General features: G+C 59.5%; 31 protein-coding genes, 2 tRNA genes and 1 pseudogene. 4 read left to right on the top strand and 30 right to left on the bottom strand.

The window, feature by feature from the left end:
• Window positions 1–41: 41 nt before the first annotated feature.
• Window positions 42–449 carry a YopX family protein gene (locus NHAM_RS01575; RefSeq protein WP_041357562.1) on the bottom strand — a complete coding sequence of 136 codons (408 nt, stop codon included), beginning with the start codon at window positions 447–449 and terminating at the stop codon, window positions 42–44.
• Window positions 450–570: 121 nt separating this feature from the next.
• Window positions 571–918 (bottom strand): hypothetical protein, encoded by a 348-nt coding sequence (locus NHAM_RS01570; protein ID WP_011508904.1) that lies wholly within the window; start codon window positions 916–918, stop codon window positions 571–573.
• 54 nt (window positions 919–972) lie between these two features.
• Here NHAM_RS01570 and NHAM_RS01565 point away from each other — a divergent pair, with 54 nt between their 5' ends.
• On the top strand, window positions 973–1728 hold the full coding sequence (locus NHAM_RS01565) for a hypothetical protein (RefSeq protein ID WP_157043498.1): 756 nt from the start codon (window positions 973–975) through the stop codon (window positions 1726–1728).
• Here NHAM_RS01565 and NHAM_RS01560 read toward each other — a convergent pair.
• From NHAM_RS01560 to NHAM_RS01550, 3 genes are all read right to left on the bottom strand, one after another.
• On the bottom strand, window positions 1725–2579 hold the full coding sequence (locus tag NHAM_RS01560; protein WP_157043497.1) for a hypothetical protein: 855 nt from the start codon (window positions 2577–2579) through the stop codon (window positions 1725–1727). The genes NHAM_RS01565 and NHAM_RS01560 overlap by 4 nt on opposite strands.
• Window positions 2580–3150: 571 nt before the next feature.
• Entirely contained in the window at window positions 3151–3444 is a 294-nt protein-coding gene (locus tag NHAM_RS01555) for a hypothetical protein (RefSeq protein WP_157043496.1), read from the bottom strand.
• 331 nt (window positions 3445–3775) lie between these two features.
• Complete coding sequence (locus NHAM_RS01550; protein ID WP_011508901.1) at window positions 3776–4426, bottom strand: hypothetical protein; 651 nt, start codon at window positions 4424–4426, stop codon at window positions 3776–3778.
• Window positions 4427–4624: 198 nt separating this feature from the next.
• Between NHAM_RS01550 and NHAM_RS01545 the strand changes: the two genes are divergently transcribed.
• Window positions 4625–4837, top strand: coding sequence for a hypothetical protein (locus NHAM_RS01545; RefSeq protein ID WP_011508900.1), 213 nt, complete (start codon window positions 4625–4627; stop codon window positions 4835–4837).
• On the opposite strand, the gene NHAM_RS01540 is transcribed toward NHAM_RS01545, so the two are convergent.
• The 25 genes and pseudogenes from NHAM_RS01540 to NHAM_RS27420 form a co-directional block, all read right to left on the bottom strand.
• Window positions 4838–5308, bottom strand: a complete 471-nt coding sequence (locus NHAM_RS01540) for an HNH endonuclease signature motif containing protein (RefSeq protein WP_198136981.1) — start codon at window positions 5306–5308, stop codon at window positions 4838–4840. It abuts the gene before it with no gap.
• A 140-nt stretch (window positions 5309–5448) separates the two neighbouring features.
• The gene (locus tag NHAM_RS01535) at window positions 5449–5637 is read right to left on the bottom strand and encodes a hypothetical protein (protein ID WP_041357556.1); all 189 of its coding nucleotides are present in this window, start codon (window positions 5635–5637) and stop codon (window positions 5449–5451) included.
• A gap of 14 nt (window positions 5638–5651) precedes the next feature.
• Window positions 5652–5849 (bottom strand): hypothetical protein, encoded by a 198-nt coding sequence (locus tag NHAM_RS01530; protein ID WP_041357554.1) that lies wholly within the window; start codon window positions 5847–5849, stop codon window positions 5652–5654.
• A gap of 16 nt (window positions 5850–5865) precedes the next feature.
• The gene (locus tag NHAM_RS01525; protein ID WP_011508898.1) at window positions 5866–6801 is read right to left on the bottom strand and encodes a hypothetical protein; all 936 of its coding nucleotides are present in this window, start codon (window positions 6799–6801) and stop codon (window positions 5866–5868) included.
• Between the two features lie 113 nt (window positions 6802–6914).
• Window positions 6915–10286 (bottom strand): hypothetical protein, encoded by a 3372-nt coding sequence (locus NHAM_RS01520; protein ID WP_011508897.1) that lies wholly within the window; start codon window positions 10284–10286, stop codon window positions 6915–6917.
• Entirely contained in the window at window positions 10279–10683 is a 405-nt protein-coding gene (locus NHAM_RS01515; RefSeq protein ID WP_011508896.1) for a hypothetical protein, read from the bottom strand. Before NHAM_RS01515 ends, NHAM_RS01520 begins: the two co-directional genes overlap by 8 nt.
• Before the next feature lie 144 nt (window positions 10684–10827).
• Window positions 10828–11979, bottom strand: a complete 1152-nt coding sequence (locus tag NHAM_RS01510; protein ID WP_157043495.1) for a type IV secretory system conjugative DNA transfer family protein — start codon at window positions 11977–11979, stop codon at window positions 10828–10830.
• Window positions 11980–12092: 113 nt separating this feature from the next.
• Window positions 12093–12365, bottom strand: a complete 273-nt coding sequence (locus NHAM_RS01505) for a hypothetical protein (protein WP_041357553.1) — start codon at window positions 12363–12365, stop codon at window positions 12093–12095.
• A gap of 525 nt (window positions 12366–12890) precedes the next feature.
• A complete protein-coding gene (locus NHAM_RS01500; RefSeq protein ID WP_198136980.1) occupies window positions 12891–13124 on the bottom strand; it encodes a helix-turn-helix transcriptional regulator in 234 nt (77 codons plus the stop codon).
• Between the two features lie 121 nt (window positions 13125–13245).
• The gene (locus NHAM_RS01495; RefSeq protein ID WP_011508894.1) at window positions 13246–14445 is read right to left on the bottom strand and encodes a tyrosine-type recombinase/integrase; all 1200 of its coding nucleotides are present in this window, start codon (window positions 14443–14445) and stop codon (window positions 13246–13248) included.
• Between the two features lie 162 nt (window positions 14446–14607).
• Window positions 14608–14683, bottom strand: a tRNA-Phe gene (locus NHAM_RS01490).
• A 142-nt stretch (window positions 14684–14825) separates the two neighbouring features.
• A complete protein-coding gene (yacG, locus tag NHAM_RS01485; protein ID WP_011508893.1) occupies window positions 14826–15008 on the bottom strand; it encodes a DNA gyrase inhibitor YacG in 183 nt (60 codons plus the stop codon).
• Window positions 14998–15621, bottom strand: coding sequence for a Maf-like protein (locus NHAM_RS01480; RefSeq protein WP_011508892.1), 624 nt, complete (start codon window positions 15619–15621; stop codon window positions 14998–15000). Before NHAM_RS01480 ends, yacG begins: the two co-directional genes overlap by 11 nt.
• Window positions 15618–15932, bottom strand: coding sequence for a hypothetical protein (locus tag NHAM_RS26060; RefSeq protein WP_086008300.1), 315 nt, complete (start codon window positions 15930–15932; stop codon window positions 15618–15620). The genes NHAM_RS01480 and NHAM_RS26060 overlap by 4 nt, the downstream gene beginning before the upstream one ends.
• Window positions 15929–16537, bottom strand: coding sequence for a PepSY-associated TM helix domain-containing protein (locus NHAM_RS27885; RefSeq protein WP_245269974.1), 609 nt, complete (start codon window positions 16535–16537; stop codon window positions 15929–15931). The genes NHAM_RS26060 and NHAM_RS27885 overlap by 4 nt, the downstream gene beginning before the upstream one ends.
• Window positions 16503–16820, bottom strand: a complete 318-nt coding sequence (locus tag NHAM_RS27880) for a hypothetical protein (RefSeq protein WP_245269973.1) — start codon at window positions 16818–16820, stop codon at window positions 16503–16505. Before NHAM_RS27880 ends, NHAM_RS27885 begins: the two co-directional genes overlap by 35 nt.
• Window positions 16793–17035, bottom strand: a complete 243-nt coding sequence (locus NHAM_RS27875) for a PepSY domain-containing protein (RefSeq protein WP_245269972.1) — start codon at window positions 17033–17035, stop codon at window positions 16793–16795. The genes NHAM_RS27880 and NHAM_RS27875 overlap by 28 nt, the downstream gene beginning before the upstream one ends.
• A gap of 162 nt (window positions 17036–17197) precedes the next feature.
• Window positions 17198–17347 (bottom strand): TonB-dependent receptor domain-containing protein, encoded by a 150-nt coding sequence (locus NHAM_RS27870; protein ID WP_245269971.1) that lies wholly within the window; start codon window positions 17345–17347, stop codon window positions 17198–17200.
• Window positions 17292–17744: pseudogene (gene tnpA / locus NHAM_RS24385) on the bottom strand (IS200/IS605 family transposase); the annotation flags it as partial. The gene NHAM_RS27870 and the pseudogene tnpA, both read right to left, overlap by 56 nt.
• 71 nt (window positions 17745–17815) lie before the next feature.
• Complete coding sequence (locus NHAM_RS01465) at window positions 17816–19153, bottom strand: IS701-like element ISNha2 family transposase (protein WP_011508891.1); 1338 nt, start codon at window positions 19151–19153, stop codon at window positions 17816–17818.
• A gap of 111 nt (window positions 19154–19264) precedes the next feature.
• Window positions 19265–19732 carry a low molecular weight phosphatase family protein gene (locus NHAM_RS01460; protein WP_011508890.1) on the bottom strand — a complete coding sequence of 156 codons (468 nt, stop codon included), beginning with the start codon at window positions 19730–19732 and terminating at the stop codon, window positions 19265–19267.
• A gap of 94 nt (window positions 19733–19826) precedes the next feature.
• Window positions 19827–20321, bottom strand: coding sequence for a UPF0262 family protein (locus NHAM_RS01455; protein ID WP_011508889.1), 495 nt, complete (start codon window positions 20319–20321; stop codon window positions 19827–19829).
• Window positions 20318–21613 (bottom strand): histidinol dehydrogenase, encoded by a 1296-nt coding sequence (hisD, locus tag NHAM_RS01450; RefSeq protein ID WP_011508888.1) that lies wholly within the window; start codon window positions 21611–21613, stop codon window positions 20318–20320. The genes NHAM_RS01455 and hisD overlap by 4 nt, the downstream gene beginning before the upstream one ends.
• Window positions 21614–21816: 203 nt before the next feature.
• On the bottom strand, window positions 21817–23106 hold the full coding sequence (gene murA, locus NHAM_RS01445) for a UDP-N-acetylglucosamine 1-carboxyvinyltransferase (RefSeq protein WP_011508887.1): 1290 nt from the start codon (window positions 23104–23106) through the stop codon (window positions 21817–21819).
• Window positions 23107–23376: 270 nt separating this feature from the next.
• On the bottom strand, window positions 23377–23544 hold the full coding sequence (locus NHAM_RS27420) for a hypothetical protein (protein WP_198136979.1): 168 nt from the start codon (window positions 23542–23544) through the stop codon (window positions 23377–23379).
• Window positions 23545–23768: 224 nt separating this feature from the next.
• On the opposite strand from NHAM_RS27420, the gene NHAM_RS01440 reads away from it, so the two are divergent.
• Together NHAM_RS01440 and NHAM_RS23805 are read left to right on the top strand one after the other, a co-directional pair.
• Window positions 23769–23843 (top strand) — tRNA-Thr (locus NHAM_RS01440).
• 9 nt (window positions 23844–23852) lie between these two features.
• Window positions 23853–25607 (top strand): hypothetical protein, encoded by a 1755-nt coding sequence (locus NHAM_RS23805; protein ID WP_198136978.1) that lies wholly within the window; start codon window positions 23853–23855, stop codon window positions 25605–25607.
• The last annotated feature ends 1 nt before the right edge of the window (window position 25608 follow it).

The raw sequence follows: 25608 nt of genomic DNA, 5'->3' as shown, positions 1-25608 counted from the left end.
AGCCTCCTGTGTTTAAGGAACGCTCACCTCATTGTACCGCGCTATTTCAACAGCTCTGGGTTCTCGTAGATGTTGCCGATGATTTCGAACGTGTAGTCGGACATGTGCGCATTGACCATGTCACCGAGAGTGATGCCATCATATCGGAACGCTCCATCGTCAAACGTAATGACCTTCTTCTCATCGGTCTGAAAGTTCCTTTCGAGCGTGTGCATTCCAGCAGTGCAGTGAATGATATCTCCTTCGTATATCTCCGTGCCGTTCTTATCGCGGAGGCCGGTGAATTGCATGGGCTTCACGTCGCTTAAGGAGAACTCAATGCGGTTGTTCTCCCCGTACCAGCCTTCGCTTTTCGAGATATAACGTTCGTCTGTGTCAATCATCATCTCCAACGTGCAGACGTTTATCATTCGCCTCCCGTCCCACGCCCTGAATTTTATTTCGCGCATAAATCGTTTCTGCCAGAGAGATGCACTCGCTTGTGAGAAAGTGCATCGCCCCGGCCACAAGCTAACTTTTAATCGAACTCCTTCAGTGTACCACGCCCAAGAAAAAGGCCCCCGAAGGGGCCTAAGGCAGTCTCAGCGCGAAGTAGACGTGCTCGACGAACCGGGCGCGCATCTCCCTGGTGCACGTGAGCTTCTCCGCAAGATGCACGACCTCGTGCAGCGTGGTCCGACGTATCGTGTCGGGATCGCTGCCGAACGCGACGATGACCCACGGGGTCTGGTCGTCCCGGCAAAAGCAGCCTCCCTTGCTGCCTTCGAGGTCGTGGTACGCTTCTGTGAATTGCCTTTTGACTGAGGGCGCGAGGAATTCGCCTATCAGGGTCTCGAAGTCCGCTTCATTGTGCCGGGGCTGGATGATGAAGAGGCCGCACACGAAGGTCTCTAAGCGCAGTTCTATCTTGTGGGACATGGAACACCTCCGTGCGTAATCATACCGCTCGCCAAAAAATAATCTCCGTTCGCTATGCACAGCCATGGTCGGCATGAGGAGCGTTGGCGCCCTATGCGCCAAGTTCACTTCCGCGCGAGCCGCGCCTATCCTCTCGTGAGTGCAAACAAGGAGGCGCGCGTGTCTTACACGGTGATAAAGACTATCAAGGGCCGGCAGTATTACTACGAGCAGACGGCGCGCTATCGAAATGGCAAACGAACGCCATTGATGCGATACATCGGGCCTGTCGATCCGAAGCGGCAACGCAAACGCATCGCGCTCAGCGATATCTTCAGGGCTCTCTTCGAAGTTGGCGGCTATGTAGCTGTCAAAGGCACGAAACGTCCCGACTACAAGGTCAAGGATATCGAAAGCGGGCGCACGTGCCAGATGCGCCAAGCGAACCTGAAAGCGCTCTACAAGCAATACGGCGTCGACCTTTCAAGCCCGCAAGCCTTCAGCGCGACGAGCGCACACCTATCGCAGGCACAGAGGCAGGAGCTGATGCACAAGGTGCTCGCGGCGGGTCGGGCAGCACGCGCACCAAAGGCTCCCGAGGCTAAATTCGATTGGAGCGGCCTTGAAGCTAAGATGGCGGCTAACAAGGCTGCCCGTCAGACCGCACAGGATGCGCCAGGACGCACGCAAGAGGCTCCTGCCAAGAACTTCACCGTGGACGATGAGATAGAGGCCCGTGAAGCCAAATTCGAGGCCGCCGTGGATGAGTACAATGCCGGCACTACGGCCGCGCCTGATGCTCCTGCGCCAGACGACGCGCCAGAGAGCTAGGCAGTCATTACCCCGTGGCCTTTGCAATTCGGACAGTCCACGAGCGGCTTATTTATCTCCGCCATCAATTCCTTCAGGTACGCTTCGATGTTCTGTTTCAACTCTTGAACGTTGTGACCTGTGAACGGCTCAGTCTTGGTATATCCCTTGTACACCTCACCTCCTCTTAGGGGCGCTGTTTCATAGACCACCAACTTTCGCTCCGTGCGATAGTCCGTGACCATGCGCGGCTTCCGCCTGCGGCCGAAAAAACTGAAATTCGCATCCCGCGTATATGGTTCTGGCTCTGCTAGTTTGATTTTCTTTTGGACAGTGAGGCAGAAATCGTAGTCACTCGTGATTGCAGCCACCTTGGGGTCGATGTTGTCTTTTACGTGCGTACGAATAATTTTGAAGCTATCTTCAGAAGACAACTGACACGGGACTTCCTGATGTAGCAGTGACGGTGCTGTTATTCGGTCGAGGAGACTGACTTGAATGCTCTGCTCGGTGACTGACCAGCGCTTTCCTTCGTGCGAGTAGGTTCCGTACACTGGAAAATTCATGGCTTTTTGCACAAGTTCGCCATCAACCGTCGCGATGATTTCCAACTCTATCTCTATGGGCTCTGCTTTTTCCGGGACAGGTTCGTAGGTCGGTTCGTAGAGGCCACGTAAATGGGCGTTGTTTTGTTTGTCGTCCGAGTATGCGAAGAAATCGACACCAACGCTCGAGGGCATAGCATCTGTTGCAACAAATTCCGGCTTAAGCGAGTAGCCCGATAGTCGCTGCGTCGCGAGTGTCACCCGGTAAACTTGCCGTCCCTCAACGGAAGAGACCTTGAACCACTCACGGTTCCAGGTGGCAGTCACATCCTCTTTTCCAAAGCGAAGGCCCACTGCGTCCTTTAGGAAATATCCATCTGAGCATTTTATTGTTTGTAGCTTCATAGTTTTAGATTTAGTTTGTCATTTCAACGGCACGACGCGCCTTTGCCGTCCTAGCCGCACGAGCCTTAACCGCCCGTGCCTTCCGCTGCTCTGGGGTGAGCGCGTCGGCACTCGCCCTGCCGCCTTGGCTGGCCATTAGCTTCCGCGCTTGTTGCAGTGGGTCGGGGTTCATCGGGTTACGTTGGTTAGGCTTTAAATGTTGGAACTAAGCTGCCTGTTGCAAGTTCCCTGTCGGTACAACTTGCTAGGGGTCCGAAATGGACACTACAACGCTCATCATCATCATTGTGATCGTGCTTCTCGTTGGCGGCGGCTTCTATGGCCGCGGACGCTGGTTCTGATCAGCTGAGGCGCGGGTCATACCTACTGAAAGTGGGTCGGAAACCCGTTAGCTGATATCTCGATGACGGCAACGCCGATGAGCATGAAGAGGACGAACGCGGCGCAAGCGACAGCGGCGGCGACTGCGATGCGGCGATAAGTTAGTTTCATATTACTGGTTGGTGCGGTTATCTCGCTTAAGAGCTTCTAATGCTGCACGCTGGCCGCCATGCCGACGCATGCTTGTTGCTGTGTCGATGAGCTTGATAGTGCGAGCGGACGACTGCGAGGCTTTGCCCAAGAAGCGTACCGGGGCGCTTGCGCTGTATGCCAAGTCACTCGCCGCCTTCACCGCTTTCATCATGTTGGCGGTGAACTCCAGGTACATCTGGCGTTCGGCCTCCATGTACTTACCAAGTGCGTCTAAGGTTTCTTTGGAAAGCATATTATTCGGTGAAGTGGTCATAGCACTCGGTGCAGACTGAAGCATCCTCGCTGAAGCGCATCTCGTCCTCATGCGCCTTGTGGCCGCCGATGTCGCACCACACACCATTGATAATGATTTCGTTCTCGGGAAACTGGTCGTGCTGAACCTTAATTTGCTTTGCTATACTGCATATATGGTTACGCTTATAAATGCTTACGCTCTAACACTATTCATCTTACCAGTTAGAAGAAATCCTGCAAGGAAACGCGGTCTAACAAGGCACGCGAGAACTAAACCGCCACTCTGTCAAGACACACCACGCCCTCACCCATTTAAAGCCGAGCGAAAAAGAAAAGCCCCCGATTGGGGGCTATGCAGTCTTCTTGCCGAAGGGAATCACGTTTGGCGCTGATTCCTCAAGCCACCGAGCGCGTGCCGGAAGCTTGAGCGTGCCGTTGCTGTAGTCATAGAAGCACGCGATTTCACCTGTGGGATGCCGGAGGGGCGCGTACACCTTGCCCCGGTAGAAGCCTACGCCGAAGTGCTCGGCATCCTCCTCGCTGAACCCGAGCGCCGCCACCTCCTCGCTGAACACGAGCTTTGCGGCGAATGCCACCGGGTCGAAGTTTGGAGCGGGTTGGGCCGAAGCCGTCCCGCCCTCTCTCTTCTGGGGAACAGTGGCACGCTCCTTGCTAACTGTACTGTTACTGTCACTGTTCACAGTACTCTTCCGCGCAAGCGTGCCGATCTGCTGGGCGAGGTATTGCCCCGCCTCGAAGTTCGTCGTCTGCATCACGTGGGCGCATAGCGCGATGCAGTCGCCTCCCTTCTTGGCGTCTGTCGTTGCCTTGCATACGAACAGGCCTTTTGCGGGCGTGATGATGAGTGAGCGCTCGCCGCCGTGCACCGGGCAATCGGCCCTCAATTGCTGGCCCTCGGATTTCCACTTAACGGGCAACATCTCAGCGGCGTCCTCAATCGAGAGGCGCTCACGTATCTCTGCGAAGTCAACGAATGGCATGGCTGCCTCCTTTGATGTGGGGATAGCGACGCGGTACTAGGTCTATCGCCATTGTATCATCTGGAAAGAGGCGGTTCGGATGTGGGTGGGGGAGAGGTGCAGAAGACCTTGGGGTCTGCACAGCCTGAAAAGGAGCCGCGCTAGCCTGGCTTCCCCACCTGCATCTGAGCAACAAGCAGGAGAGAAAAGGAGTTTAAAATGCCCAATGGAAACCCGCCGGTGGTGAAGTTTCGTCTCGGCTCTGTCACGGCCTCGGTCTGGCAGAACGAGAAGCACTACAATGTCACCCTCGCGAAATCCTACAAGGACGGCGAGGAGTGGAAGGAGACGGACAGTTTCGGAGGCGGCGACTTAATGAATGCGGTTCGCGTTCTGCAGCGCGCCGAAAGTTTCATTTCAGATCAGCACTAACTAAGCAGCAAGGGCCACATCTTTGGGTGTGGCCCTTCTTCCGTGATTTTGGTGATAGCCGTACTTCCTCTCAGCTTCTTCGCGGAGATTGATGGCTTCCTGCTTAGTCTTGGTGCGACCGAGTATTTTTAGTTTTTTGTCTACATTGATGTAAGCAAACCAAGTCTTTTGAGAAGGTGCCCAACAAACCCCGATACGACCAGACTTGTTACGGGAAGTCATTGCCATGTTGTGGGCATTACCTTCCATGGTCACTAACCGGAGATTATCTAGACGATTGTTAGAGCGGTTGCCATCGATGTGGTCGACAAAGAATCCCTCAGGAATAGGGCCGCGTTCTAACTGCCAAATGAGCCTGTGAATGGCATGGTGTTTGCCGCCTATTTCACAAATGATATAGCCTGAGTAGTGCTTCCTCCCTAGCTTGTGTTTCTTATAAAGAACCCCGGTAGTTGGCTCGTAGACCAACAAATCCAATATGTCTGGCATAAATACGTGAGGGGATACCGCGCGTTGTAAGTACGGTATCCCCTCAAGTTACAACGCTATTAATCGCACATATTTATTATACCACCTTGTCTTCAAGCTTTCTTCTTTTTTCTTGTTCTCGCTCAAGCAGGATATTGAGACTCGCTCGCTTCTATGGTCCCAGTATCGCCGTGCCCATTGAGCGCCTCTTTTCTCGGCCGGCCCCGCTTGGCTATCGACGCTCCGCTGAACAACCCGTCCAGCTCGGCGTCTATCCTGTCGCGCTCGGCGATGAGCTCGCGGGCGCGGGCGATCTTATTTTCGTTCGGCATTACGCACACTCCTTTCAATCGAATGGGGCATCGACGTGCGCGCGCACCAACGACGCGAACAGCTCTTTGACGTCGGCAAAATGCCGGACAGTGGGTTCGCGCCGGTATAGGGTGAGCTTGCGCCGGAGGTTCGGCACAATCGCACGCACGCGCTTGCGGCGGTCGACTTCTTCTTTGCGTTGGCGTGGCGGCAACCTTTTCAGCGATTCCATCGTGTGCTCTCCTCTTTTATGGTTGGGAAAGATAGAAGTCGGGATATCCGGCGCGCTGCCACGGGCCCTCGTACAGCTCGGGCATCGGCTTGACGCTGGTCATGCTCTCGTCGACGGCGGGCACGACCTGGAAGAGGACGTAGCTCGCGCCTTTCCCGCCGGTCTCGCGCATGACTATTGCCTTGCGCCTATCGATCTCGTGCTGGTCCGTGCACACGAAGAGCGAGAGCAGGTGAGGGAGGCCCCACTCTGTACGGTACAGCTCGTGCTGGGCGATGTAGCGGATGGCGAGGAATTTCTTGAGGAACGACGGCCGCTCGAGATTATTGGCGTCCACCTCGCCATGATGCTCGGACTCGAGCGAGAGGAAGCGCGCCGAGCCTCCGTAGTTGATGCCGAACGGCCCGTGGCTATCGTTCTGATAGTCGAACTTCGCCGACGCGAACGCGCCGTTTGGCAGCGTGCAGGAAACCTCCACCGGCAGGCGGTTCGTTGCCTTTGGGATCTCATGCCGCCAAATCATCTTGGGCGCGAATAGCTCGAGGGACTGGATCGCGTCGTTCGTCATCCTGGAGTGCGGGTAGAACTTCGAGTCGCCGAACGGCTCGATGTCGTCGCGCCACGCGCTGCGCTTGCGCATCAGCGCGACCGCCTTGTCCGCGACGCGGTAGCTCTGGTCCTTGTAGTTCTCGTTAGGGACATTGCGCTGCTGGAGCGGGCGGTACAGGTACCGGTTGGGCTCGCGCGAAAGAAGGTTGAGCCGCGCCTGCAGCGCGATGGGATTGGTCTTGTTGAACGCGACGATGAAGCTCGTCCCCATGTCGCGGTAGCGGTTGAACCGCTCGAACACCGGGTAGTCGGTGTCGACTATCTTCGCGGCGCGGGGCTTCCCGTCCTTGCCGCGTATGGGTTCGTCGCTCCAGCGGTTGAGTCGCTTAGTGGCCTGGCTCATACATGATGATAAATACCAAAAATAAAAAGCAAACTAGGTTCGGTATGAGGAGCCATGGTCAAGGCGAGCGCAGTGCGCGCTATGGCGCACCCGGCGCTCTGAAAAATATTTTATCATGGCCACGGAGCAGCTCCCATATCCATGTCCTCGCGATCGGACTGCTCGGGCATCGGCGGAACGATGATCTTCAGGAAGAAGTCGCCGCCCTGTCCGCTGCGTCCCTTGAATCTGAGCTTGGTGCCGTCGACAGTGCCGGGCCGTATAACGATATCCGCAAGAGTGCCGTCCGGCATCTTGAAGTCCGCGATAGTGCATCCGTTCTTCGCCTTAATCGGGCTTATCGTATGATTCCATTCGACGTCCTTCGAGCCGACGGGATCGGGGCGCGGCGGCGGCGGGCTCTGGCTTTGCTTGCTATTCTGTTGACCTGAGTTGCCCTGTTGGCTTCGATTGCGAGCGCCTCGGTACATATTCGACGTGTCGAAATTCTCGAGGTTGCCGTATGCCAGCCGCACGCTGATCGCATGCTCAAGGCTAGGATAATACAGAGCATAGTCGATCCACTTCGGAAGCTTGGGCGCCTTCACGGGTTCAGGCCGCTGCGCTTGCAGGAACGAAGGTGGAGCGTGGAATATCCCGGATAGCCGGGCCATGTCGTTCGGCGCGACGCGCGTCGTGAAATGCACGGCCATATGCTCCAGCGCATCCTGCAAGGCGCCCGGGGCCTGGCTGTACTGGTGATGCGTGAGGACGATGCCGAAGCGCCGCTTGCGTCCCTGGTAGATGAACTGGCGCAGGACGCCCTCCGCCTTAAAGTACTCGTGCGCTTCGTCGCAAAGCAGAAACGCCGGATAGGGATCGCCGGTTGGCGCGGGAATCCGCCGCATCATCGACTGCTGCGCGAGCAATATGAATAGCCGTCCGAAAAACGCGGCGTTCTCGAAGCCCAAGTTGCCGCTCGTATCGACCAGCACCATGCCCGGTCCGTCGAGGTAGCGGTCGAGGTCAAGCTCGTTGCGCTCTGCGCAGAGCATTTTCCTTATCGCGGGGTCACGCAGCACTTCATAGAGCCGCTGATGCACCTGCAAACGAGTATCTGAGTAGCCGCTGATATTATGCTTGTCGAAGAACATCCTCCCATCATCGTCAAGATACTCGATTTCCGCCTTGTACTTTGCCCATGGCTGGGAAGAAGCCATAAAGTCGTGAAGGTCGCGCATCGTTGCCGTGCGTTTTTGTACCGCGGGAATGCCAACGAGAAAGAGGCGCACCACCTGATCGAACAGCGTCTTCATCTTGCCGCTCAGCTCGCTCGACCCCGTCGCGAACAAGGCTACGAAGAAATCAGCTACCGAGGTAATAGCGCTGCCCTGCTCAGCCTCAGTCATGCCCGAGAAATCAACATCGAAAGGATTGATGTTGATGGGGGCTTTATGCGGATGAATTCGTAAAAAGCTTGCTCCAAGCTGAGGCGCGAACTTGCGCTCAAGCAGGTCGAGGATGGGACCCTGTGAGTCGACCACGATCAAGGCCGGGTCATTGAAGTAATGCGCTAGATGCAGGACCAGCGTCTGCGTCAGCTGCGTCTTCATGCCGCCCGGAGGCGCGCAGATATGGATGCCGCCGTATAAGAACTCGTCCGATATCTCCAGCTCATAGGGAAGGTGGGACCTGAACAGGTCCAGAAGCGGCGTATCCTTCAGCGCCAGCTCTAGAGCCGCGTCTATCGTGAGGCCCGCCTTGCGCGCCTGCAATTCGCCGACGTTCCTGTTGAACGCGGTCCGCAGCCTCTCCAGGACCCTCAGCTGCACGGCGCGCGGATGGATGAGGCACTGCATGAAGTCACAGACGGCGCTGAGCGGGTCCTCCATTCGCGTCGTGAACATCGGGGCGCCGGCGGGCTTCGGAAATTTCGGGACGATCGTCATGAGCGCGGCGACGACCATCTCGACGAACAAGTCCTCGGCTTCCGGGGTGGCGAAGGAGAGCTGCTCCAGCATTGCGCGGTACGCGGCATGATCATGCAGATCGAACCGCGACTCGGGCGGCTCGGGCATGCCGCCCAGCAGTTCCTCCTTCAGGGCCTCGATGACCGGCTCGACGCGGAGGCTTGTAGAGGGAAGCTGGGACAGTATGCGCTGCGCGAGGTCGATTGAGGTGAAGCCGTCGCCCGCGCTTGCGTACATCTTCTCGTATTTGCAAAGGCTTGCCCATTCCGCGTCGCGGTACGCTCGAAGGAAGCAGAAATACAGTATCGCTGTCGGAAGGCCGATGAGGATGGCGAGCACGCCGGCGCCCTGCTGCTTAGGGCTGCCGAGCGCCAAGAAACCGACCAGCACGAGCGACGTGAAGAAGAGCGGGAATATCACGAACACGATTATTCTCGCCGCCTTCTTGTAGGCGAGGACGCGGTTCTCCCCGCGCAGGATGAGGAAGTGGTAGTCGGCCTGCGCAAGGAAGAAGAGCCCGACGATGAACCAGCCGAAAAGCCCGGGCGCATTGCCGATGCTCAAGCTGAGCAGAACGGACAACGCGAACCATATGACTAATCCCCACGCCGCTAAGCGGCGTGGCTCATTAAAAAAATAGGCTATGAGTCCTCCCGCGACTCCGACAGCTTTAGGAACAACCGGGCTTCCTTTGAGGAAAGCGTAAATGCGGTTGAGCGCATCCCATGCACGGAGGAGGAATGACTTCACGCGCGGCGAGCGTGCCGCAGACGCGACGCGGGGCCCGCCGACGTTTAAGGCCCAATCGATGGCCAGCCGTCCCCGGAAGACCAGAAATAGGATCGTCAAAGCGAAGAGAAATTGGCTCAAGGAGCGCAGGTCGATCATGGCCGTGGAGGGCGGCACTTGCGGTGCTATCATGGGCCCCGCCTGCATAGGCAATGGTGCGGCGGTAGATTTCTCCAGCAGCGGGGTGCGAGTTTCGGTCTGGGTCTCAGCTAGTTCTGATTCGGGAGCAGGTTGCGGTTCTATATTCGTGAGTGCCTGCTGGTCGTTGGGAACGCTCGTGGTGCGCACGTTGCGGTCCAAGGTCCCCACAGTAACGGCATCGAGCGTGCCAGTTTCGGGCAGCCCATGCGCCCACTGGTATAGCTCCAATGCGCTTGAGACGTATTCATCCAAGACGAGTGCATCATGTTGCCCTACCCAGCTCGGAACGCTCAAGCGGGTCCGTAAGCCAGGAATGCGGCTGTCGAAGCCTGCGCCTAACGTGAGGACGGGCCCTTCGCCCACCGCCGGGCCGAATGCCACTCCTTCCAAGCAATCTTGCGGTTCATTGTTCAATCTCGCGTTCTGTTCGATCCCACGCTTGAGGGCGACCGCACAATACTCACGGTCGGCTTTAGCGTATCGGCCAACCTGCTCTGGCGTAAACACGAGCCATTGTCCCGATGGGAGCTCGGTGAAGTAGCCTTTCGCCGCATAGCTGGAGATGGGCAGCATCGAGAGAAGTGCGGCAATCAGTATCCTATACATCGAAAATGTCTCCCTGCGCCGGAGCGCCGTTGGCGACCAAAAATTCCTTGAATTTGAGAAAGCCTTGCCGCAGCTCAGCGATGAACGCATTGGCTGCTGACGGATGAGGGAATTGCCACTCTGCATCCTTGCCCATGAACGCTCTGAGCCGGATATTGTTGTCGATCTCGCGCTTGTCCTTGGCCACGCGCACGTGCCCGCGGCCGTCCGCCTCTTCCCGCTCGTCTATGACGACGGTGGGCTTGCGCGAAACGAGGACATGACTCTGGAATCCGTAGTGACGGATGATGATATCTTCGTCGCGTTCAAGGATGAGTCTGACCGATACGCGCGTTCGCGGCGCGACGGGGAAGAAAAGCACGCGGCTTTTCTCGATGCACGCGATAGACACGCGCATGGGGGAACACCTCTCCTAAACCGAGCCTCTAGAGCAGGTGGTGTCCCTCCCTTGAAATACATAATGACACAGCATTGAGTCAAGTTTGATCAGTCACCTCGGTTAAGAACGGAACAGTATTCATCGCTACACTCCTGGCGCGTTTCAGTACGAGCGTTTGGAGAGTCGAGTTGCTGTTGTGTAGCGGCTCCACGTCCTTCGTCGCACCGCAGCTAATCGGCCGCGGCCGGCTATTGGAGCTGCGGTCTTGAATTGCTTGGGCATAATGCTGGTGCTGCGCTCCCAAGCCTCGAACCGGTTCAGATCAATCAATTCCTCGGCGGTAGCGGGGAAACCTAATTCCCGGGCAATAACCGGCGCATCCTCGCTGCCGATCTTGAAGCTAATGAACCGGCCAACGTTGCCGAATACTGCCTGTCGCAATAGGTCAGGCAGTTGCCCAAGAAACTGGTGGGCGAGCACCAAATCGAGCCGGTATTTGCGGGCCTCCGAGAGAATACGGGAAAAGTTGTTGGTGGCGAAGTTCTGGAATTCATCCACGTAGAGCGTGAATGGCCGCCGCTCCGCAAACGGAATATTCGCCCTTCCTTCTGCCGCCTGCGCGAACGCGGAGACTAAAAGGGCGCCCAACAAATGCGACGGCTCCTCACCGAGCTGGCCCTTCGAGAGATTGACGACCAGCCGCTGGCCCCGGTTCATGATGCGGGAAATGTCGATGGTGTTGTGGCGCAGGATGCCGGAGAGCACCGGGTTGGCAGCAAGCTGGCCCACTTTGTTCAAGACCGGGCTGATTGCGGCGGCGCGTTCGCGGGGCTGGAGTGCGTCGAATTCGTAGAGCCAGAAATTGCGCCGCGCGCCGGCCGCATGGTCGGTCGGGTTTTTTATAAGCCGTTTGTGCAGCGGTCTGAGACATTTCGACAGATACCCGCTATCTGTGAGGAGCTTGGGGATGTCCAATAAAGAGCCGTTATTGTCGAGGAGCAGAGAAACGGAATTGTAGAGTATCCATTCCAGCCGCGGCCCCCAGCTATCGCCCCATATCGCCTTAAAGGACGAGACGACCTGCGCGGCCACCAAATGTCTTTGAGGCTCTGGGACATTCTCAAGGACATTAAACCCGATGACGTGCTCCGTGTCCGACGGCTCCCAGAATATGCAGTCGATGGTGTCGGCCAGTTTTTCCGCGCTGTCGCCGTGCGGGTCGAGGAACGCAAAGCTGCCCTCGTTCTCCAGGGCATGATTTTCAAGGAAGGTGGATTTTCCGACACCGGATTTTCCGATGATGTACGAGTGCATTTGTTCAAAGCTCGCTGCCCGAGCCGTGCAGCGGTCTTCTGGTAGAGACATTGCTGTCGGTGGCGGGAAGCGAGGTGCGAGCAAATGTACTGTCCGGCTTTATTGTAGCGCGGCTAGTAAAGGTCTTCGCTGTAAAGCTCTCCGTGAAGGTACGCCTCCACACCTTCGAGAACAGATTTAATACCGGCCGCCTTCTGGAGTTTGCAGGCGTCTACCCTCCCTACAAACCTGTTGAGTGAAGTCACAAAACCCTGATCACCGCTGTAAGGCCGCTCATTGCGGTAGCGTGGAATTTGGCTGGCCGTCCGCATGGCGTCGGCGTGTCGATGTCCCCGCACGATATAACCATCCGACATGCGTATTGCAGCGCAGATAACGATTTCCATACTTAAATCATAACACGCAACAAGCCGCCGTATGCAGCGGCGGCTTTCGCAGTGGTCGTGCAGTCCGCTCGTGGCGGAAAAGTGCCGTCGGTTCAGGACGGCAAATAGATTGTAGCATGGTCTAAAAGTGAAATGTCCAGTTGTCCGATTTTATCGGAAGGTTGAATTGTCCCGCACACCAGTCGTCGGTGGTCGCGAAGCGCCACGACCAATTTCGTTTGCCATGCGCGGTGGGGCGTAGTGTTAACTCGCACGGCCGCGCGGGCTATCATCTCCCGGTTCAGTCCGGATCATGCGCAACCCGAAGGGCCCCGCCTCGAACGTGAGAGAGAGGTGAGCAAGGCAAGGCCAGGGAGAAAACGAAATTGGTCGTGGCGTGTAGCCCGACGACTGGTGTGCGGAAGTGTATGCCTGATAAGGCTTTTCTCCGCGCGGCTACGTGCGGCATATGTAGGTACAGTACAAACAATCGTACATAGAGGCTGTACATAGAAAAAGGCGGCCCCGTTAGGAGCCGCCTCGAAGTTATTCGACCACGCGTAGGTGGCTAGCTCCCTTCGGCTGGGGACGCTTTTCCGATTTCGCATCGCGCTCAGCGACGCGCGCCCGCATCCATTCCTCCACCTCGCTCTGCAGCCACATCACGCGGGAGCCCCGACGTAACCTTTTCGGAAACGTACCGGCCTGCTCCTCACGGTCAATGGTCGCGTAGCTCAACGAAATCAGGTCACGAACGGCCTTCTTTGAAAGAAAACGCATCTGAATGCTCCTTCTAGGAAGCATCCGGATGCAGCCCAACTCCTGCCGGGTATCCGGCAGGCAGGGCCGCCAGGAATCTAGAGTCCCGCTCAGAGAAAGAAAAGGCCCGCGTAATGCGGGCCTAGGCAACGTGCCTGAGTGACAGTGTCCTGAACTCGTCCAACAGGTCGGCCCAGTCCTGCATGAGCTTGGCGCGCTCAGGCAGATAGGTCGCGCGGTTGTACGCGCGGCGAACATCGTCCTCGTCCTGGTGGGCGAGCGCGGCCTCGATAACGTCGGGGTTAAATCCCCGCTCGTTGAGGATGGTGCTGGCGCTCGAGCGGAAGCCGTGCGCCGTCGCTTCCTCCTTCGAATATCCCATGCGCCGCAAAGCGGAGTTCATGGCATTTTCCGAAAGCGGCTTAATTGCCGACCGTATGGATGGCAGCAGTAGGCCGTTGCCGGCCGTCAGGTCCCACACCTCGCGGATAATCGCGAGCGCCTGCTTCGAGAGCGGGACATCGTGAGGCCGGCGCATTTTCATGCGTTCGGCCGGTATCCGCCACAGTGCCTTCGGAAAGATTATCTCCGATTTGCGCATGTGCCGGACATCGCCTGGGCGGGTCATGGTCAGCGCCAGCAGCAACAGTGCCGCCCGGAGGGTCGGCCACCCGTCGTACTGGTCGATATTCACCATGAGCGCCCCGAGCTTCGCCTCGTCGACTATCGCCGCGCGGTGATTTACCTCCGGCTTTAAGAGTGCGCCCCGCAGGGCGTAGGTCGGGTCGCTTTGCGCCCGGAGCGTCACGACCGCGTACCGAAATACGCTGCCGATCGTGCCCCGGAGCCGACGCGCCGTATCACGCCTGCCGCTTTTCTCAACTCTCTTGCAGAGGTCGAGGATTTCGGCCGGGAGGATGTCGGCAATGGGACGCTTGGTGAGCGGACTGGCCAGGTCTTGGAGGAGCCATTTATTCTTCGACACCGTCGAGGGAGCGGCGCCTTCCTTTTCCAGCCGGTCGATATATTCCGCCGCCACGACGCCGAACGTGTTCGCGGCCGAAATCGAGGCCGCGACTTTGTCCTCCTTGCGCTTTTGGGCCGGGTCTATTCCCCCGGCCAACGTCTGCCGGGCTTCGTCACGCTTGGCGCGAGCCTGAGCGAGGGTCACCTCCGGGTACGCGCCGAAGGAAAGCATCTTTTCCTTGCCCCCGAAGTGGTAGCGGAACCGCCATAATTTGCCGCCGCCCGTCTCCACCAGGAGCGAGAGGCCGGCGCCGTCGGAGAGCTTGTAGGGTTTAGCCTTCGGCTTGGCAGCCGTAATCGCCAGCTGGGTGAGCATGGGTAGGCTCCTTATGGGTAGATGAGCGTCTACCCAGAATCCTACCCATAAAAGGGCGAGCTGTCACAGGGCGGTATGAGGAGGCATGATGAGAGAAACGCCCGCCGTTAGCTGGTTTCTTTGATTCTATGAGGAGCTATGCGCTGCGGTGGAAGGAGCTATTGGTGCCCAGGGGCGGGATCGAACCACCGACACTGCGATTTTCAGTCGCATGCTCTACCAACTGAGCTACCTGGGCGCCGCCCGGCTTTAACCGGGGCGCGCCGGTTTATAATCAGGCCCGATGGCCCTGTCCACCCATCCCGCGGCGGACGAACGAGCGCCGCGAGCGCTTCTCCCCTTGACCGAGCGGCGAATCGCCGACCCAAGAGGCCGACGGCCTATTCCGCATCTTCTCCATCGGTCTTGCTGACGGGGATGACGTAGGAGCCGGACAGCCAGCGGTTGAGATCGACATCGCGGCAGCGCTCCGAGCAAAACGGCCGTGACGCTGCGACAGCGGGCTTGCCGCAGATCGGGCACGGCTTTTCCGGCCGTGCGCCGGCTGGTTTCCTAGCCGGCATTCAACCAGCCGGAGCGGATCGGAAATCCCTCGCCGCCGAGCAGCGAGACCGATTCGTAAAGCGGCAGGCCGACCACATTGGTATACGAGCCGACCAGCTTGACCACGAACGAGCCGGCGATGCCCTGCACCGCGTAGCCGCCGGCCTTGCCGCGCCATTCGCCGGAGCCGACGTAGCCCCGGATGTCCTCCTCGGTCAGCCGCTTGAAGCGCACGCGGGTCTCGATCAGACGCTGACGGCAGTTGCCCTTCGGTGTCACCAGACAGACCGCGGTGTAGACGCGATGGTTGCGCCCCGAGAGCAGCCGCAGGCATTGGGAGGCCTCATCGGCCAGATCGGCCTTGGGCAGGATGCGGCGGCCCACCGCAACCACGGTGTCGGCGGCAAGAATGAACGAACCGCGCAGGTCGTCGTCGAGCTGTACCGCCTTCAACGTCGCATCGGCCTTGGCGCGGGCGAGGCGGTTGGCGCAGGCGCGCGGCAGCTCGCCCCGCTCCGGCGTCTCGTCAACGTCGGCAGGGCGCAGCGCGTCGGGGTCGATGCCTGCCTGATTGAGCAGACTGAGCCGCCGCGGCGAACCGGAGGCGAGTACAAGTTTGAGGCGGCCTGTCATACGGACTTTATGTGTCGGGGCAAGGATCGGTGCGCGCGGAACCTATCGGAACGAACCTGGTTCGACAACCGGGGACAGCGCTGGTCATGGAAACCCGCGGAAAAACCCGCACTGCCTGTCGCTGACGTGCCGTGCTGGAAGAACCCGCAATACAATGCGACAGGAACGGCCAGCACGACCCACGACACGTCGTCCCAGATGTCGTCGCCGAGCAGCGCCGACAGCAATCCGGCCGCGCTCAAGACGGCGATGACGGCCGGCCAGGCGAAAATCTGGCGGACGGTCTGATGTCTGGCGCGCGCCGGCGTCATGACGACAGCATCGGCCGATTGACCGCGACCGCGGCGTCCGCGAGCGGCGCTTTCGCCCGGTTTGCGCCGCAGCCAGAGATAGACGCCAGCAGCGCCCAGATGATCTTCAGCGGCATCCTGCCATAGTCGCCGAAATGCAGCGGCTGCGAGATGAACAGCGTCGTGACATACCACGGCATGTCACGGCTGTCGGTAAGCTTGCCGGTTTCGGCATCGACCAGCGCTGGCTTGAGCAGTCGCGACGTCACCGGCGTATCGCCGCGCATGAACACGGCATAATGGCTCTTGCTTGAGAAGATCGTACCGGGGAACGCGATGAACGACGGCAACGTGCCGGGCTCGGCCTTCGCGGCCACCTGCGCCGCCGCCTGAACCGAAGTCGGATGCGCGGGCGGCGTGCGGTTGCGATATTGCGCCGTCATCTCGGCAAGCTGGCCGTACTGCCACGCCTTGAGTACGAGGTTGGCCCAGGTGTTGATGACGCCGGTGAAGCCGACAACCAGCGTGCACATCACCAGCAGGATGCCGGCGAGGTTATGCAGATCGAGCCAGCGCACCACGCGCGGGCGCTCAGTGCGATATACGCCGAACTTCTGCTTGCGCATCGACGGCGCGTAGACCACGACGCCGGATATGATCGCGACGCAGAGTGCCCATCAGCCCGAGAAACAGCTTTCCGGGCAGGTCGGCAAACATATCGGTGTGCAGCTTGAGCATGATGTAGATGAAGCGCCCGGTGGGTGCGTCGAGATAAGCCCCGGTATGGTTGTCGACGCGGACGATGCGATTGTCGGCTGGATTGGCGTCGATGGTCTTGCCGACGCTGACCAGCATCGCGTTCGGATCGTCGCGATCCCAGATCAGGAAATGCGGCACCTGGTCGGGCATGGCAGCCACCTTGCTGGCCACGACGCGGTCGAGGTTCGGGGCCGTCGTGCCTTCAGGGACGACGGCCCCTCGGCCTGATCATGCAGCAGCGCGTAGATCTCGTCGTGGAAGATCAGCGGCAGGCTGGTGATGCACAGCATCAGCATGAACAGGGTGCAGACGATGCTGGACCACTTGTGAACGCAGCTCCATTTGCGCAAGGTTTTTTGTGTCATTCCTCGCTCACTTCGTGATCAGCGACGGCCGCGGATCCGCGTTCCAGCTATACCTCAGCGTGCCGAACACGGTGCGGCCAGTGCCCATCGCACAGTAGGGTAACCCGGTCAGACATGCACGTAGTAGCGATCGGCGAGGTTGGTCGCATTGACCTGCATTTTTCAGCCCTTCATATCCGGCCGCAGATAGGCGAGATCGTAGCTCATGGTCGCATCGAACAGGGTGTAGGACGGGATCACGAACGTGTTCCCGGCGTCACCATAGCTCTTGCCGACATAGCGCACGCCGGCGCCGAGAGTGAACGCTGTCATCTGGCTCAGGCGGCTTTTGGCCTTCTATGTACTTCTTCCACACTTCATCGGTGACGTTTCCACTCGAAGCAACCCAGTATCCCCTGCCCCATAGATGCTGCCCCCAGTATCGCTTCCTGAGCGATTGATACTCCGTCAGAGGCTTGTGAGAACTCTTGCCTTTGAGGTATTGCACCGCACGAGAGACCGATAGATGCGGTGGGATCGACAACAACAGATGGACATGATCCCGGTTTATCGCCCCGGCATGAATAACCATCTCATGGCTCAAGGCAATTTCCCGCAGCAACTCTCGGGCGCGAAAGCCCACATCCCCGCCCAAAACTGCGAACCGATACTTCGTCACCCACACAATGTGGTATTTGCAGTCCCACACCGTATGACTGCCAGACTTCGCCGGATGCTAATGCATCCCGTCGCCTAAAGGCGAGGGGTTCGCTGATCCTAGCACTACTTTGGCAGATTTATTCACGCCGCTGCTTTTCGCCGATTTGTCTTCGGCAGTATGCGCACCGCTGAGGTGGTGGTTGAGCGATGAGATCGACGATGGCTTGGCGTACGGCCGGCAGGCTCGGCTGAGGCGGTGGACCGTTGATTCTTTTTTTTCCGCCCCGCTTGTGCGAGACGGCGATGCTGGAGGAATGCGTAAGCAATCATGGTCATGAGCGCGTGACGATGGAGGCCTTGCCAGGATCTTCCCTTGAAGTGATCAAGCCCGAGTTCCTCTTTCAACTGCTGATGGGCCTGTTCGCAAATCCATCGGGCTTTGATCGTGGCAGCTAACGCGCGCAGCTTCGTCTTGGCCGGCAGATTGGCGAGATAATATTTCTTCTCTCCCGACGTCCTGTGTTCGCCGATGAGCCAGGCTTCGTCCCCCGGGAGATGCTGCTGGCCCATGTCCTTGATCCGCTGAGGTGGCCCATCGGCGGTTCGCACGCGAACAGCGGCGAAGCGAGCTTCCAGCCGACCCTTGGTACCGTTTCGCCAACTCACATTTTGCCACTTGGCATTGGCCAGCATATCTTCGGCCGCCCTCGATAGGATATCGGGAATGTGCCGCTTGCGGGGACGGCCCCGACCGGCAACCGGCCAGATCAGTTTAACCCCGACCGGATACACCTTCAGGTGACGAGGGATCCCGACGGCCCAGGCCAGGCCGCGTGTCGTGAGCCCCTGACGGAACGGCGCGCTGAGGCCATAACCGGCATCCGCCAGCACACAGCCGAAGCGCATACCGGCTGCCATCACGCGATCGATCTCCGCCAAGGCGATCTCTGGCTTGGTCCGCGCTGCGCGGTGCTCGACTGGCACGCCCGCACGCTTCAAACGCACCGGATTGCTCGTCCAACTCTCGGGAACGAAGAGACGTAATGCCACCATGACCGGCACTTCACCCCGCGCAAGCGTCAGCGACACCAATGTTTGGCAATTGGCCGTCTTGCCGAGCGACGAGGCATATTGCGGAGCGACACCAACCGAACGATCGCCCTTCTTCGGCATCGCCGTGTCGTCAATGACCAGCACCGCATCTTTGCCGCCGACGAGGCGATCGGCCTGAATCAGCAATTCTGACTCCAATGGCGCCGCATCCCAAACGCCATCAGCGATAAAATGGTGCAACTGGTCATAGTCGTTCGGTGCCAGCCGCGCCGCCATCGGCTGGACGCTCTTGCGATCACCCGGTCCAATCAGTCCCGAAACATACAGCGGACACATCCGCCGCCGGGCCTTGTGACCTAAACGATCCAGGAATGGCTTGAGCCAGCGTCCAAGCTCGTCTTCCCACTTCGACCTCGTGTCCACCATGGTCGGCCCTCCAAAAGCCGACCACCCATGAATCATTGAAAATCTGATTCGGGAATCCAGTTGCGCCCATCAATCGCAAAAATCTGCCAAAGTAGTGCTAGAAAGGGGACTCTAAAGGCCCACACCGCCGCCCCGCGCAAAACGCTTGCGGATGCGCGACAGCAATCCGTCACAGACATTGCGATAGGCCTGCATGCGCTGCTCGCGATTGCCCTCGATACTGGTCGGATCCGGCGTCGGCCAATACTCGACAACGGCGGCAATCGTGCGCGTCAACTCCAACGCCTTGTGATGGGCTTCCGGCGACAGCGTGATGATGAGATCGAAGTTGAGGCCTTCCCAGTCCTCGATTTCTTCAAACGTCATCGGCCGGTGTTTTGAAATGTCCTGGCCGAGTTCGGCCATCACGGCAACAGCGAACGGATCGAGCTGGCCGGTCCGAACGCCGGCGGATTTCACATACAGGGTTCGCGGAAACATGTGCTGCAACAGGCTCGCCGCCATCGGCGAGCGTACGCTGTTGTGCGCGCAGGCGAACAGCACCGACTGGGGATTGTGCACGCGGGCCGGCGCGGCCATGCGCTCAGGCTACTTTCGGTTCGCGCGCGTCCTCCGCGCAACCGCTTCGCATGCATCTCGACGACAACGGGTGTTGCGTGATTCGAATCATGCGCTAACCCTTCCAGTGCAGGACAGAGATCAACGTGAACAGTCGCCGCGCGGTCTCGAAGTCGACGCGGACCTTGCCGTTCAGCCGCTCCTGCAGCGTGCGCGAGCCTTCGTCGTGGATTCCGCGGCGGCCCATGTCGATGGCCTCGATCTTGTCCGGCGTCGCGGTCCGTATCGCCTGATAGTAGCTGTCGCAGATCATGAAGTAGTCTTTCACGATCCGCCGGAACGGCGTCAGCGACAACAGGTGCGTCACCACGGGCGCGTCGTCTTCGCGCCGGATATCGAACATCAGGCGGTTGCCGGTGATCGCGATGCGCAATGTGAACGGGCCGCCTCCCGCGCCTTCCGGCGCGAACAGGTTCTTTTCCACGAGATCGTAGATTGCGATCGCCCGTTCGTGCTCGATATCCGGCCCGGAACGCCCGATCGAATCCTCATCGAGCATGACCGCCACGATACGATTCCGAGAGTCTTCCTTTGGTGGAGTCTTGCTCATTGCAGATTGAGGCGAACTCCGACCGAGCGGGCATGGGCGTCGAGGCCCTCGGCCTTGCCCAACGTCATCGCTGCCGGCCCCAGCGCCCGCAACTGGTCCGGCCCGCATCTCAGGATCGACGTTCGCTTCATAAAGTCAAGCACGCCAAGGCCCGACGAGAACCGCGCCGAGCGCGCCGTCGGCAACACATGATTGGAGCCGCCGACATAATCGCCGATCGCCTCGGGTGTATGGGGCCCGAGGAAGATCGCACCGGCATTGCGGATCCGTGCGGCGAGGCTTTCGGGATCGGCGGTCATGATCTCAAGATGCTCGGCGGCGATGGCGTCCGCCAGCGTCACCGCCTCACCGAGGCTCCTCACCAAAATAATGGCGCCGAAGTCGGTCCACGAGGCGCGCGCGATGTCGGCCCGGGGCAGCGTTGCAAGCTGCGTGTCCACCGCGCGCTCGACATCGGCGGCGAGCGCGTCGCTGTCGGTGATCAGAATCGATTGCGCGTTGGCATCGTGTTCGGCCTGCGCCAGCAGGTCGGCGGCTATCCAGCCAGCATTGCCGGTGTCGTCGGCGATGACGAGCACCTCTGAGGGACCGGCGATCATGTCGATGCCGACCTTGCCGAACACCAGGCGTTTGGCGGCCGCGACATAGGCGTTGCCGGGCCCCACGATCTTGGCCACCGGCGCGATCGTCGCCGTGCCGTAGGCGAGAGCAGCGACCGCCTGCGCGCCGCCGACACGATAGATTTCGGAGACGCCGCCGAGCCGCGCCGCCGCCAGCACCAGCGGATTGATCCTGCCGTCCGGCGACGGCACCACCATGACGACGCGCGCGACGCCGGCGACCATGGCCGGCACCGCGTTCATCAGCACCGACGACGGATAGGCCGCTGAGCCGCCGGGCACATAAAGGCCAACCGCCTCGATCGCGGTCCAGCGCGAGCCGAGTTCGACGCCGAGCGCGTCGGTGAAGCGGTCGTCCTTCGGCAGTTGCCGGCGGTGAAACAGCTCAATGCGGTCGCGTGCCAGGTTCAGCGCATCGAGCGTTGCGGTGTCGCAAGCCTCCACGGCGGCGTCGATCTCAGCCGCCGTGAATCGCAGACCCGCAGCATCGACGGAGAGCCGGTCGAACTTGCGCGTCGCCTCGATCAGCGCCACATCGCCACGCGCAGCCACGTCGTCGACAATGGCGCGGGTCGCGGTCTCGATATCGGCCGAAACCTCCCGCTTGGTCGCGAGAAACGCCTTGAAGCGCGAGGCAAAGTCGGCGCTGCGGCTATCGATGCGGATCGGCATGGCAATGTTTCCGGCAAGACCTGGTGACAAGATTTGGTGGCAGGACCTGGTGGCGTGAACCCGGTCACGGCTACAGGCTCAATGGCGCGGCCTCAAATCGCCGTCAACCCTTTGCACCACTCGAAACGTATAGTGCGATCCCGCGATTCTAACATTGGCAAAAGCACCCGCCGAAACGGAATGCGAATGTTAGAACCGGACCACTAGTCGCTGATCCGTTCGATCGAGGCACCGCACCCCGACAGCTTTTCCTCGAGTCGTTCGAAGCCGCGGTCGAGATGGTAGACGCGGTTGACCATGGTCTCGCCTTCAGCGGCGAGCCCCGCAATCACGAGCGACACCGAGGCGCGCAAATCCGTCGCCATGACCGGCGCGCCGCGAAGTATCCCGATGCCCTCGATGGTGGCGGTCTCGCCGTCGAGATGGATGCGTGCCCCGAACCGCGCCAGTTCCTGCACGTGCATGAACCGGTTTTCGAAGATGGTCTCGGTAATGTGGGACGAGCCCTTAGCGCGTGTCATCAGCGCCATCAATTGCGCCTGAAGGTCGGTCGGAAAGCCTGGGAACGGCGCGGTCGAGACGATCACCGGATTGATGCCGGCGCCGTTTCGGGCCACTCGAATGCCTTCGTTGTTCGGCGTGATGACAGCGCCCGCCTCGGTCAGCACGTCGAGTGCGGATTGCAACAGCTCCGGCCGCGCGCCGCGAAGCAGCACGTCGCCACCGGTCATCGCCACCGCCATCGCATAGGTGCCGGTCTCGATCCGGTCGGGCAGCACGGTGTGCCGCGCACCACCGAGCCTGCTGACGCCCTCGATGACGATTCGCGGCGTGCCCGCACCGGAAACGCGCGCCCCCATCTTGTTCAGACAATCCGCGACATCAACGATCTCCGGCTCGCAGGCCGCGTTGGTGATGACGGTGGTGCCCTTCGCCAGCGTTGCCGCCATCAGCGCGACGTGGGTGCCGCTCACGGTCACCTTGGGGAAATCCACCTCGGCGCCCGTCAGGCCGCCGGGGGCCTTTGCGATCACATAGCCGCCGTCGATCGCGACCTCGGCGCCGAGCTTTTCCAGCGCCATGATCAGGAGATCGACCGGGCGGGTGCCGATCGCGCAGCCGCCGGGCAGCGAAACTTTGGTTTCATGCATCCGCGCCAAGAGCGGCGCGATCACCCAGAAACTCGCCCGCATCTTTGAGACCAGTTCGTACGGCGCCGTGGTGTCGATGACGTTGGCGGCCGAAATGTGCAGGGTCTGTCCCTGATACTCGTGATCGCCGGAGCGCTTGCCCGCCGACATGATGTCAACGCCGTGGTTACCAAGGATACGCTGCAACTGCGCGACGTCGGCCAGCCGCGGCACATTGTCGAGAATCAGCGTCTCCTCGGTCAGCAGCGCAGCGATCATCAAAGGCAGCGCCGCGTTTTTCGCGCCGGAAATCGGAATGGTGCCGTTGAGCTTGTTGCCGCCGACGATGCGAATGCGATCCATGCCGATTCCTGTTTTCTATGCATGAAGTATAGGGCAAATCGCCCGATGCGCCAAAGAGTGGGAAATCCAAGGCTATCTGAGCGGCCTACGGCGGATTTCCCCGGATAGTGCAGGCCTTCGCGCAGCTAGAGCCTTTTGTTCACGCGAACCGGTATCCATCCTCGGGTCAAGCCCGAGGACATGCTTCGCTCGAAAACGCTATAGCCCTGTCCGACCGCGCCTGTCGCGCACCGAAGAGAACAGCACCGCAGAGAACTATGGGCTTCCATGTCATTCGTCCTGGCGCTCCGAATCAGACCTCTCCGTGGCACCGACCTGATCGGCGCGGCCGCGGGATTGCGATTTTCGCCGCTTGAGATTTTCGCGCAGCGCTGCGCGCAGCCGCATCTCGCGCCCCGCATGTTCTCCGTTGCGATCCGTGTCCGGTTTGTCGATCATGGCGTCCCTTGCCTGGGCATCCGGAAACCCCCGGTCCCGATCCGCCGGGGCCGACGGAATGACGATCGCAACATATACACCGGAGCCCTTGCCGCAACCGAAGCGGCGGAGCGGGTTGTTCCCGGAGCCCCGCCTCGCGCTTGCGCGCCTTCCAGCCTTGTGGCAAGGATCGGCCCGCCTTGCGGACCTTCGATTTATGAAGACTGATTCCCGTGTTGGGCCTTGCTGCCGTAGCTCAGTGGTAGAGCACTCCATTGGTAATGGAGAGGTCGACAGTTCAATCCTGTCTGGCAGCACCATATAACCTATTGAAAACGTTGATTTTGTTGGAAATTCGGTCCAAAGTGCCACACAAAAGTGCCACACAGACCATGGTTTCCTTGAAGCGTTCGATGACTACCCGCGCCCGATCCGCCCTCCCTCAATTCCGAGTCCGTGTCCCTGCGACGGTGGTCGATTCGCTGCGGGTCTTGCTGTACCTTTCGGAGCGGGCCGGACCTCCCTTTGCCAAGGTGGTGAAGATCGGAGAGACGGTGGAATTCAGTCTCGGAACCACCGACTCGGTGGTCCCGGCAGCGCGCCAGGATGACGCCCTCGATCATCTACGGCGGCTTTTCGACCTAACGGCCACCATACCGGTCCAATTATCTCATCGCGACATGGTTGCCCTGAGCGGCGAAACCTACCGGCTGTACATCAAGGCAAATGAAGAAAACCCAGGCGAGCCGATGGCGTGGCGGATGCATAAAGCGCTTCACCGGGCCGTAGTCGAAGGTCGGATAGCAAATCCGCCTCCCGCCACCCTCAGCGCTGACGACGCGACCGCTGCCACCGATCTATTCGGCTCCGGCGACCTAACTGCGGCTGTTAATGCCCTCCCCGCCGGCCAGCATGACGGACTCGAGGATCGGTTCGGGTTGCTGGCGGACTGGGTATTAATCCGCAGCCGGCTCAATCTGACCACCGATGATCGTCGACGCTTCCTCCAATTGGTCGGGACCGCAAGCCTAGACGCGAGTTGGCAGCTTCGACGGAATAGCGAGGGAGACTACAGCCCCGATCCGAAGGCCGCACGATTCCCGGCCATGGAAACGGTGACAGCCGGCCAGCCACGACAAACAATTACCGGCCTATTCGATCTATGGTGGACTGAAGCGAAAGCCCTTGGTCGGTCTCAATCGACGCATGATGGCTACAAAAACGGCATTGATCGGCTAGTTGAATTCCTGGAGCACGACGACGCCAAGCGGATCACGGCAGACGATGCCTTACGATTCAAGGATCACTGCCTAAAGACGGTCACCCCTAAAACATTCAGGGATGCTGACTTACCAGGACTCAAGAGCGTTTTCGGCTGGGGACTTACAAATCGAAAGATCGCCGCCAACACATTTGCCACGGTCACGATAAAGCGGGAAAAGAAGATCGTTGTCAGGTCTCCGGGATTCACCGACGAGGAAGCGGCAGCGATATTCCGGCATTGCCTCGCATACCAGCACAAGCCGAAAGAGAACGCCAAGACGGCAGCGGCCAAGCGGTGGGGACCTTTGATCGCTGCATATACCAGTTGCCGGATTGCTGAGGCTTTACAGCTTCGCAAAGCCGACGTTTTCGAAGAGTCCGGTTACAGCGTTATGAGGTTCACACCGGAAGCCGGATCTATCAAAACCGGAATCTATCGCCTTGTGCCGATCCACAGCCATTTGATTGATCTTGGTTTTCTGATTTTCGTCGACGAATCTAGCGATGGCCCATTGTTCGCCACTGGCAGCTACAAGCGGGTGTTCGATTTTGTCCGCGGAGTCGTGACTGATCCGAACGTCCAACCGAACCATGGCTGGCGTCACCGGCTGAAAACTGTCGCTCGAAACCTGGGGCTTGATCCTCGCGTGGTCGATGCAATCCAAGGCCACGCGGCTAGAACGGCCAGCGATGGCTACGGCGACGTTTCGGTGGTCGCGATGGCGCTGGTTATGGATAAGATACTAAGATACCGCTCGTCGACCCGAAAAATGCCGGGACCACGGAAGCAGCCCCGGCGGGAATCAGTGAGTGAGAGGTAGC

The organism is Nitrobacter hamburgensis X14 (assembly GCF_000013885.1).
GTDB classification, from domain to species: Bacteria; Pseudomonadota; Alphaproteobacteria; order Rhizobiales; family Xanthobacteraceae; genus Nitrobacter; species Nitrobacter hamburgensis.
Note: the sequence above shows the minus strand (reverse complement) of the source record. Positions and strands in the feature narration are given on the sequence as shown.

What these genes read in the sequence shown, in the direction of transcription:
- NHAM_RS27420 (WP_198136979.1), bottom strand. Translation starts at nt 23,544, where the DNA reads ATGATCGACAAACCGGACACGGATCGCAACGGAGAACATGCGGGGCGC.
- NHAM_RS01510 (WP_157043495.1), bottom strand. Translation starts at nt 11,979, where the DNA reads ATGCACTCGTACATCATCGGAAAATCCGGTGTCGGAAAATCCACCTTC.
- NHAM_RS01455 (WP_011508889.1), bottom strand. Translation starts at nt 20,321, where the DNA reads ATGAGCAAGACTCCACCAAAGGAAGACTCTCGGAATCGTATCGTGGCG.
- hisD (WP_011508888.1), bottom strand. Translation starts at nt 21,613, where the DNA reads ATGCCGATCCGCATCGATAGCCGCAGCGCCGACTTTGCCTCGCGCTTC.
- yacG (WP_011508893.1), bottom strand. Translation starts at nt 15,008, where the DNA reads ATGCCGGCTAGGAAACCAGCCGGCGCACGGCCGGAAAAGCCGTGCCCG.
- NHAM_RS27880 (WP_245269973.1), bottom strand. Translation starts at nt 16,820, where the DNA reads ATGCCCGACCAGGTGCCGCATTTCCTGATCTGGGATCGCGACGATCCG.
- NHAM_RS01535 (WP_041357556.1), bottom strand. Translation starts at nt 5,637, where the DNA reads ATGCCGAACGAAAATAAGATCGCCCGCGCCCGCGAGCTCATCGCCGAG.
- NHAM_RS01550 (WP_011508901.1), bottom strand. Translation starts at nt 4,426, where the DNA reads ATGCCATTCGTTGACTTCGCAGAGATACGTGAGCGCCTCTCGATTGAG.
- NHAM_RS01495 (WP_011508894.1), bottom strand. Translation starts at nt 14,445, where the DNA reads ATGCTCACCCAGCTGGCGATTACGGCTGCCAAGCCGAAGGCTAAACCC.
- NHAM_RS01525 (WP_011508898.1), bottom strand. Translation starts at nt 6,801, where the DNA reads ATGAGCCAGGCCACTAAGCGACTCAACCGCTGGAGCGACGAACCCATA.
- NHAM_RS01520 (WP_011508897.1), bottom strand. Translation starts at nt 10,286, where the DNA reads ATGTATAGGATACTGATTGCCGCACTTCTCTCGATGCTGCCCATCTCC.
- NHAM_RS01545 (WP_011508900.1), top strand. Translation starts at nt 4,625, where the DNA reads ATGCCCAATGGAAACCCGCCGGTGGTGAAGTTTCGTCTCGGCTCTGTC.
- NHAM_RS01465 (WP_011508891.1), bottom strand. Translation starts at nt 19,153, where the DNA reads ATGGTGGACACGAGGTCGAAGTGGGAAGACGAGCTTGGACGCTGGCTC.
- NHAM_RS27875 (WP_245269972.1), bottom strand. Translation starts at nt 17,035, where the DNA reads ATGACACAAAAAACCTTGCGCAAATGGAGCTGCGTTCACAAGTGGTCC.
- NHAM_RS27870 (WP_245269971.1), bottom strand. Translation starts at nt 17,347, where the DNA reads ATGACAGCGTTCACTCTCGGCGCCGGCGTGCGCTATGTCGGCAAGAGC.
- NHAM_RS01460 (WP_011508890.1), bottom strand. Translation starts at nt 19,732, where the DNA reads ATGGCCGCGCCGGCCCGCGTGCACAATCCCCAGTCGGTGCTGTTCGCC.
- NHAM_RS01530 (WP_041357554.1), bottom strand. Translation starts at nt 5,849, where the DNA reads ATGGAATCGCTGAAAAGGTTGCCGCCACGCCAACGCAAAGAAGAAGTC.
- NHAM_RS01575 (WP_041357562.1), bottom strand. Translation starts at nt 449, where the DNA reads ATGCGCGAAATAAAATTCAGGGCGTGGGACGGGAGGCGAATGATAAAC.
- NHAM_RS01480 (WP_011508892.1), bottom strand. Translation starts at nt 15,621, where the DNA reads ATGACAGGCCGCCTCAAACTTGTACTCGCCTCCGGTTCGCCGCGGCGG.
- NHAM_RS01505 (WP_041357553.1), bottom strand. Translation starts at nt 12,365, where the DNA reads ATGGAAATCGTTATCTGCGCTGCAATACGCATGTCGGATGGTTATATC.
- NHAM_RS01515 (WP_011508896.1), bottom strand. Translation starts at nt 10,683, where the DNA reads ATGCGCGTGTCTATCGCGTGCATCGAGAAAAGCCGCGTGCTTTTCTTC.
- NHAM_RS01500 (WP_198136980.1), bottom strand. Translation starts at nt 13,124, where the DNA reads ATGCGTTTTCTTTCAAAGAAGGCCGTTCGTGACCTGATTTCGTTGAGC.
- murA (WP_011508887.1), bottom strand. Translation starts at nt 23,106, where the DNA reads ATGGATCGCATTCGCATCGTCGGCGGCAACAAGCTCAACGGCACCATT.
- NHAM_RS26060 (WP_086008300.1), bottom strand. Translation starts at nt 15,932, where the DNA reads ATGACGCCGGCGCGCGCCAGACATCAGACCGTCCGCCAGATTTTCGCC.
- NHAM_RS01555 (WP_157043496.1), bottom strand. Translation starts at nt 3,444, where the DNA reads ATGACCACTTCACCGAATAATATGCTTTCCAAAGAAACCTTAGACGCA.
- NHAM_RS01570 (WP_011508904.1), bottom strand. Translation starts at nt 918, where the DNA reads ATGTCCCACAAGATAGAACTGCGCTTAGAGACCTTCGTGTGCGGCCTC.
- NHAM_RS01565 (WP_157043498.1), top strand. Translation starts at nt 973, where the DNA reads ATGCACAGCCATGGTCGGCATGAGGAGCGTTGGCGCCCTATGCGCCAA.
- NHAM_RS27885 (WP_245269974.1), bottom strand. Translation starts at nt 16,537, where the DNA reads ATGCGCAAGCAGAAGTTCGGCGTATATCGCACTGAGCGCCCGCGCGTG.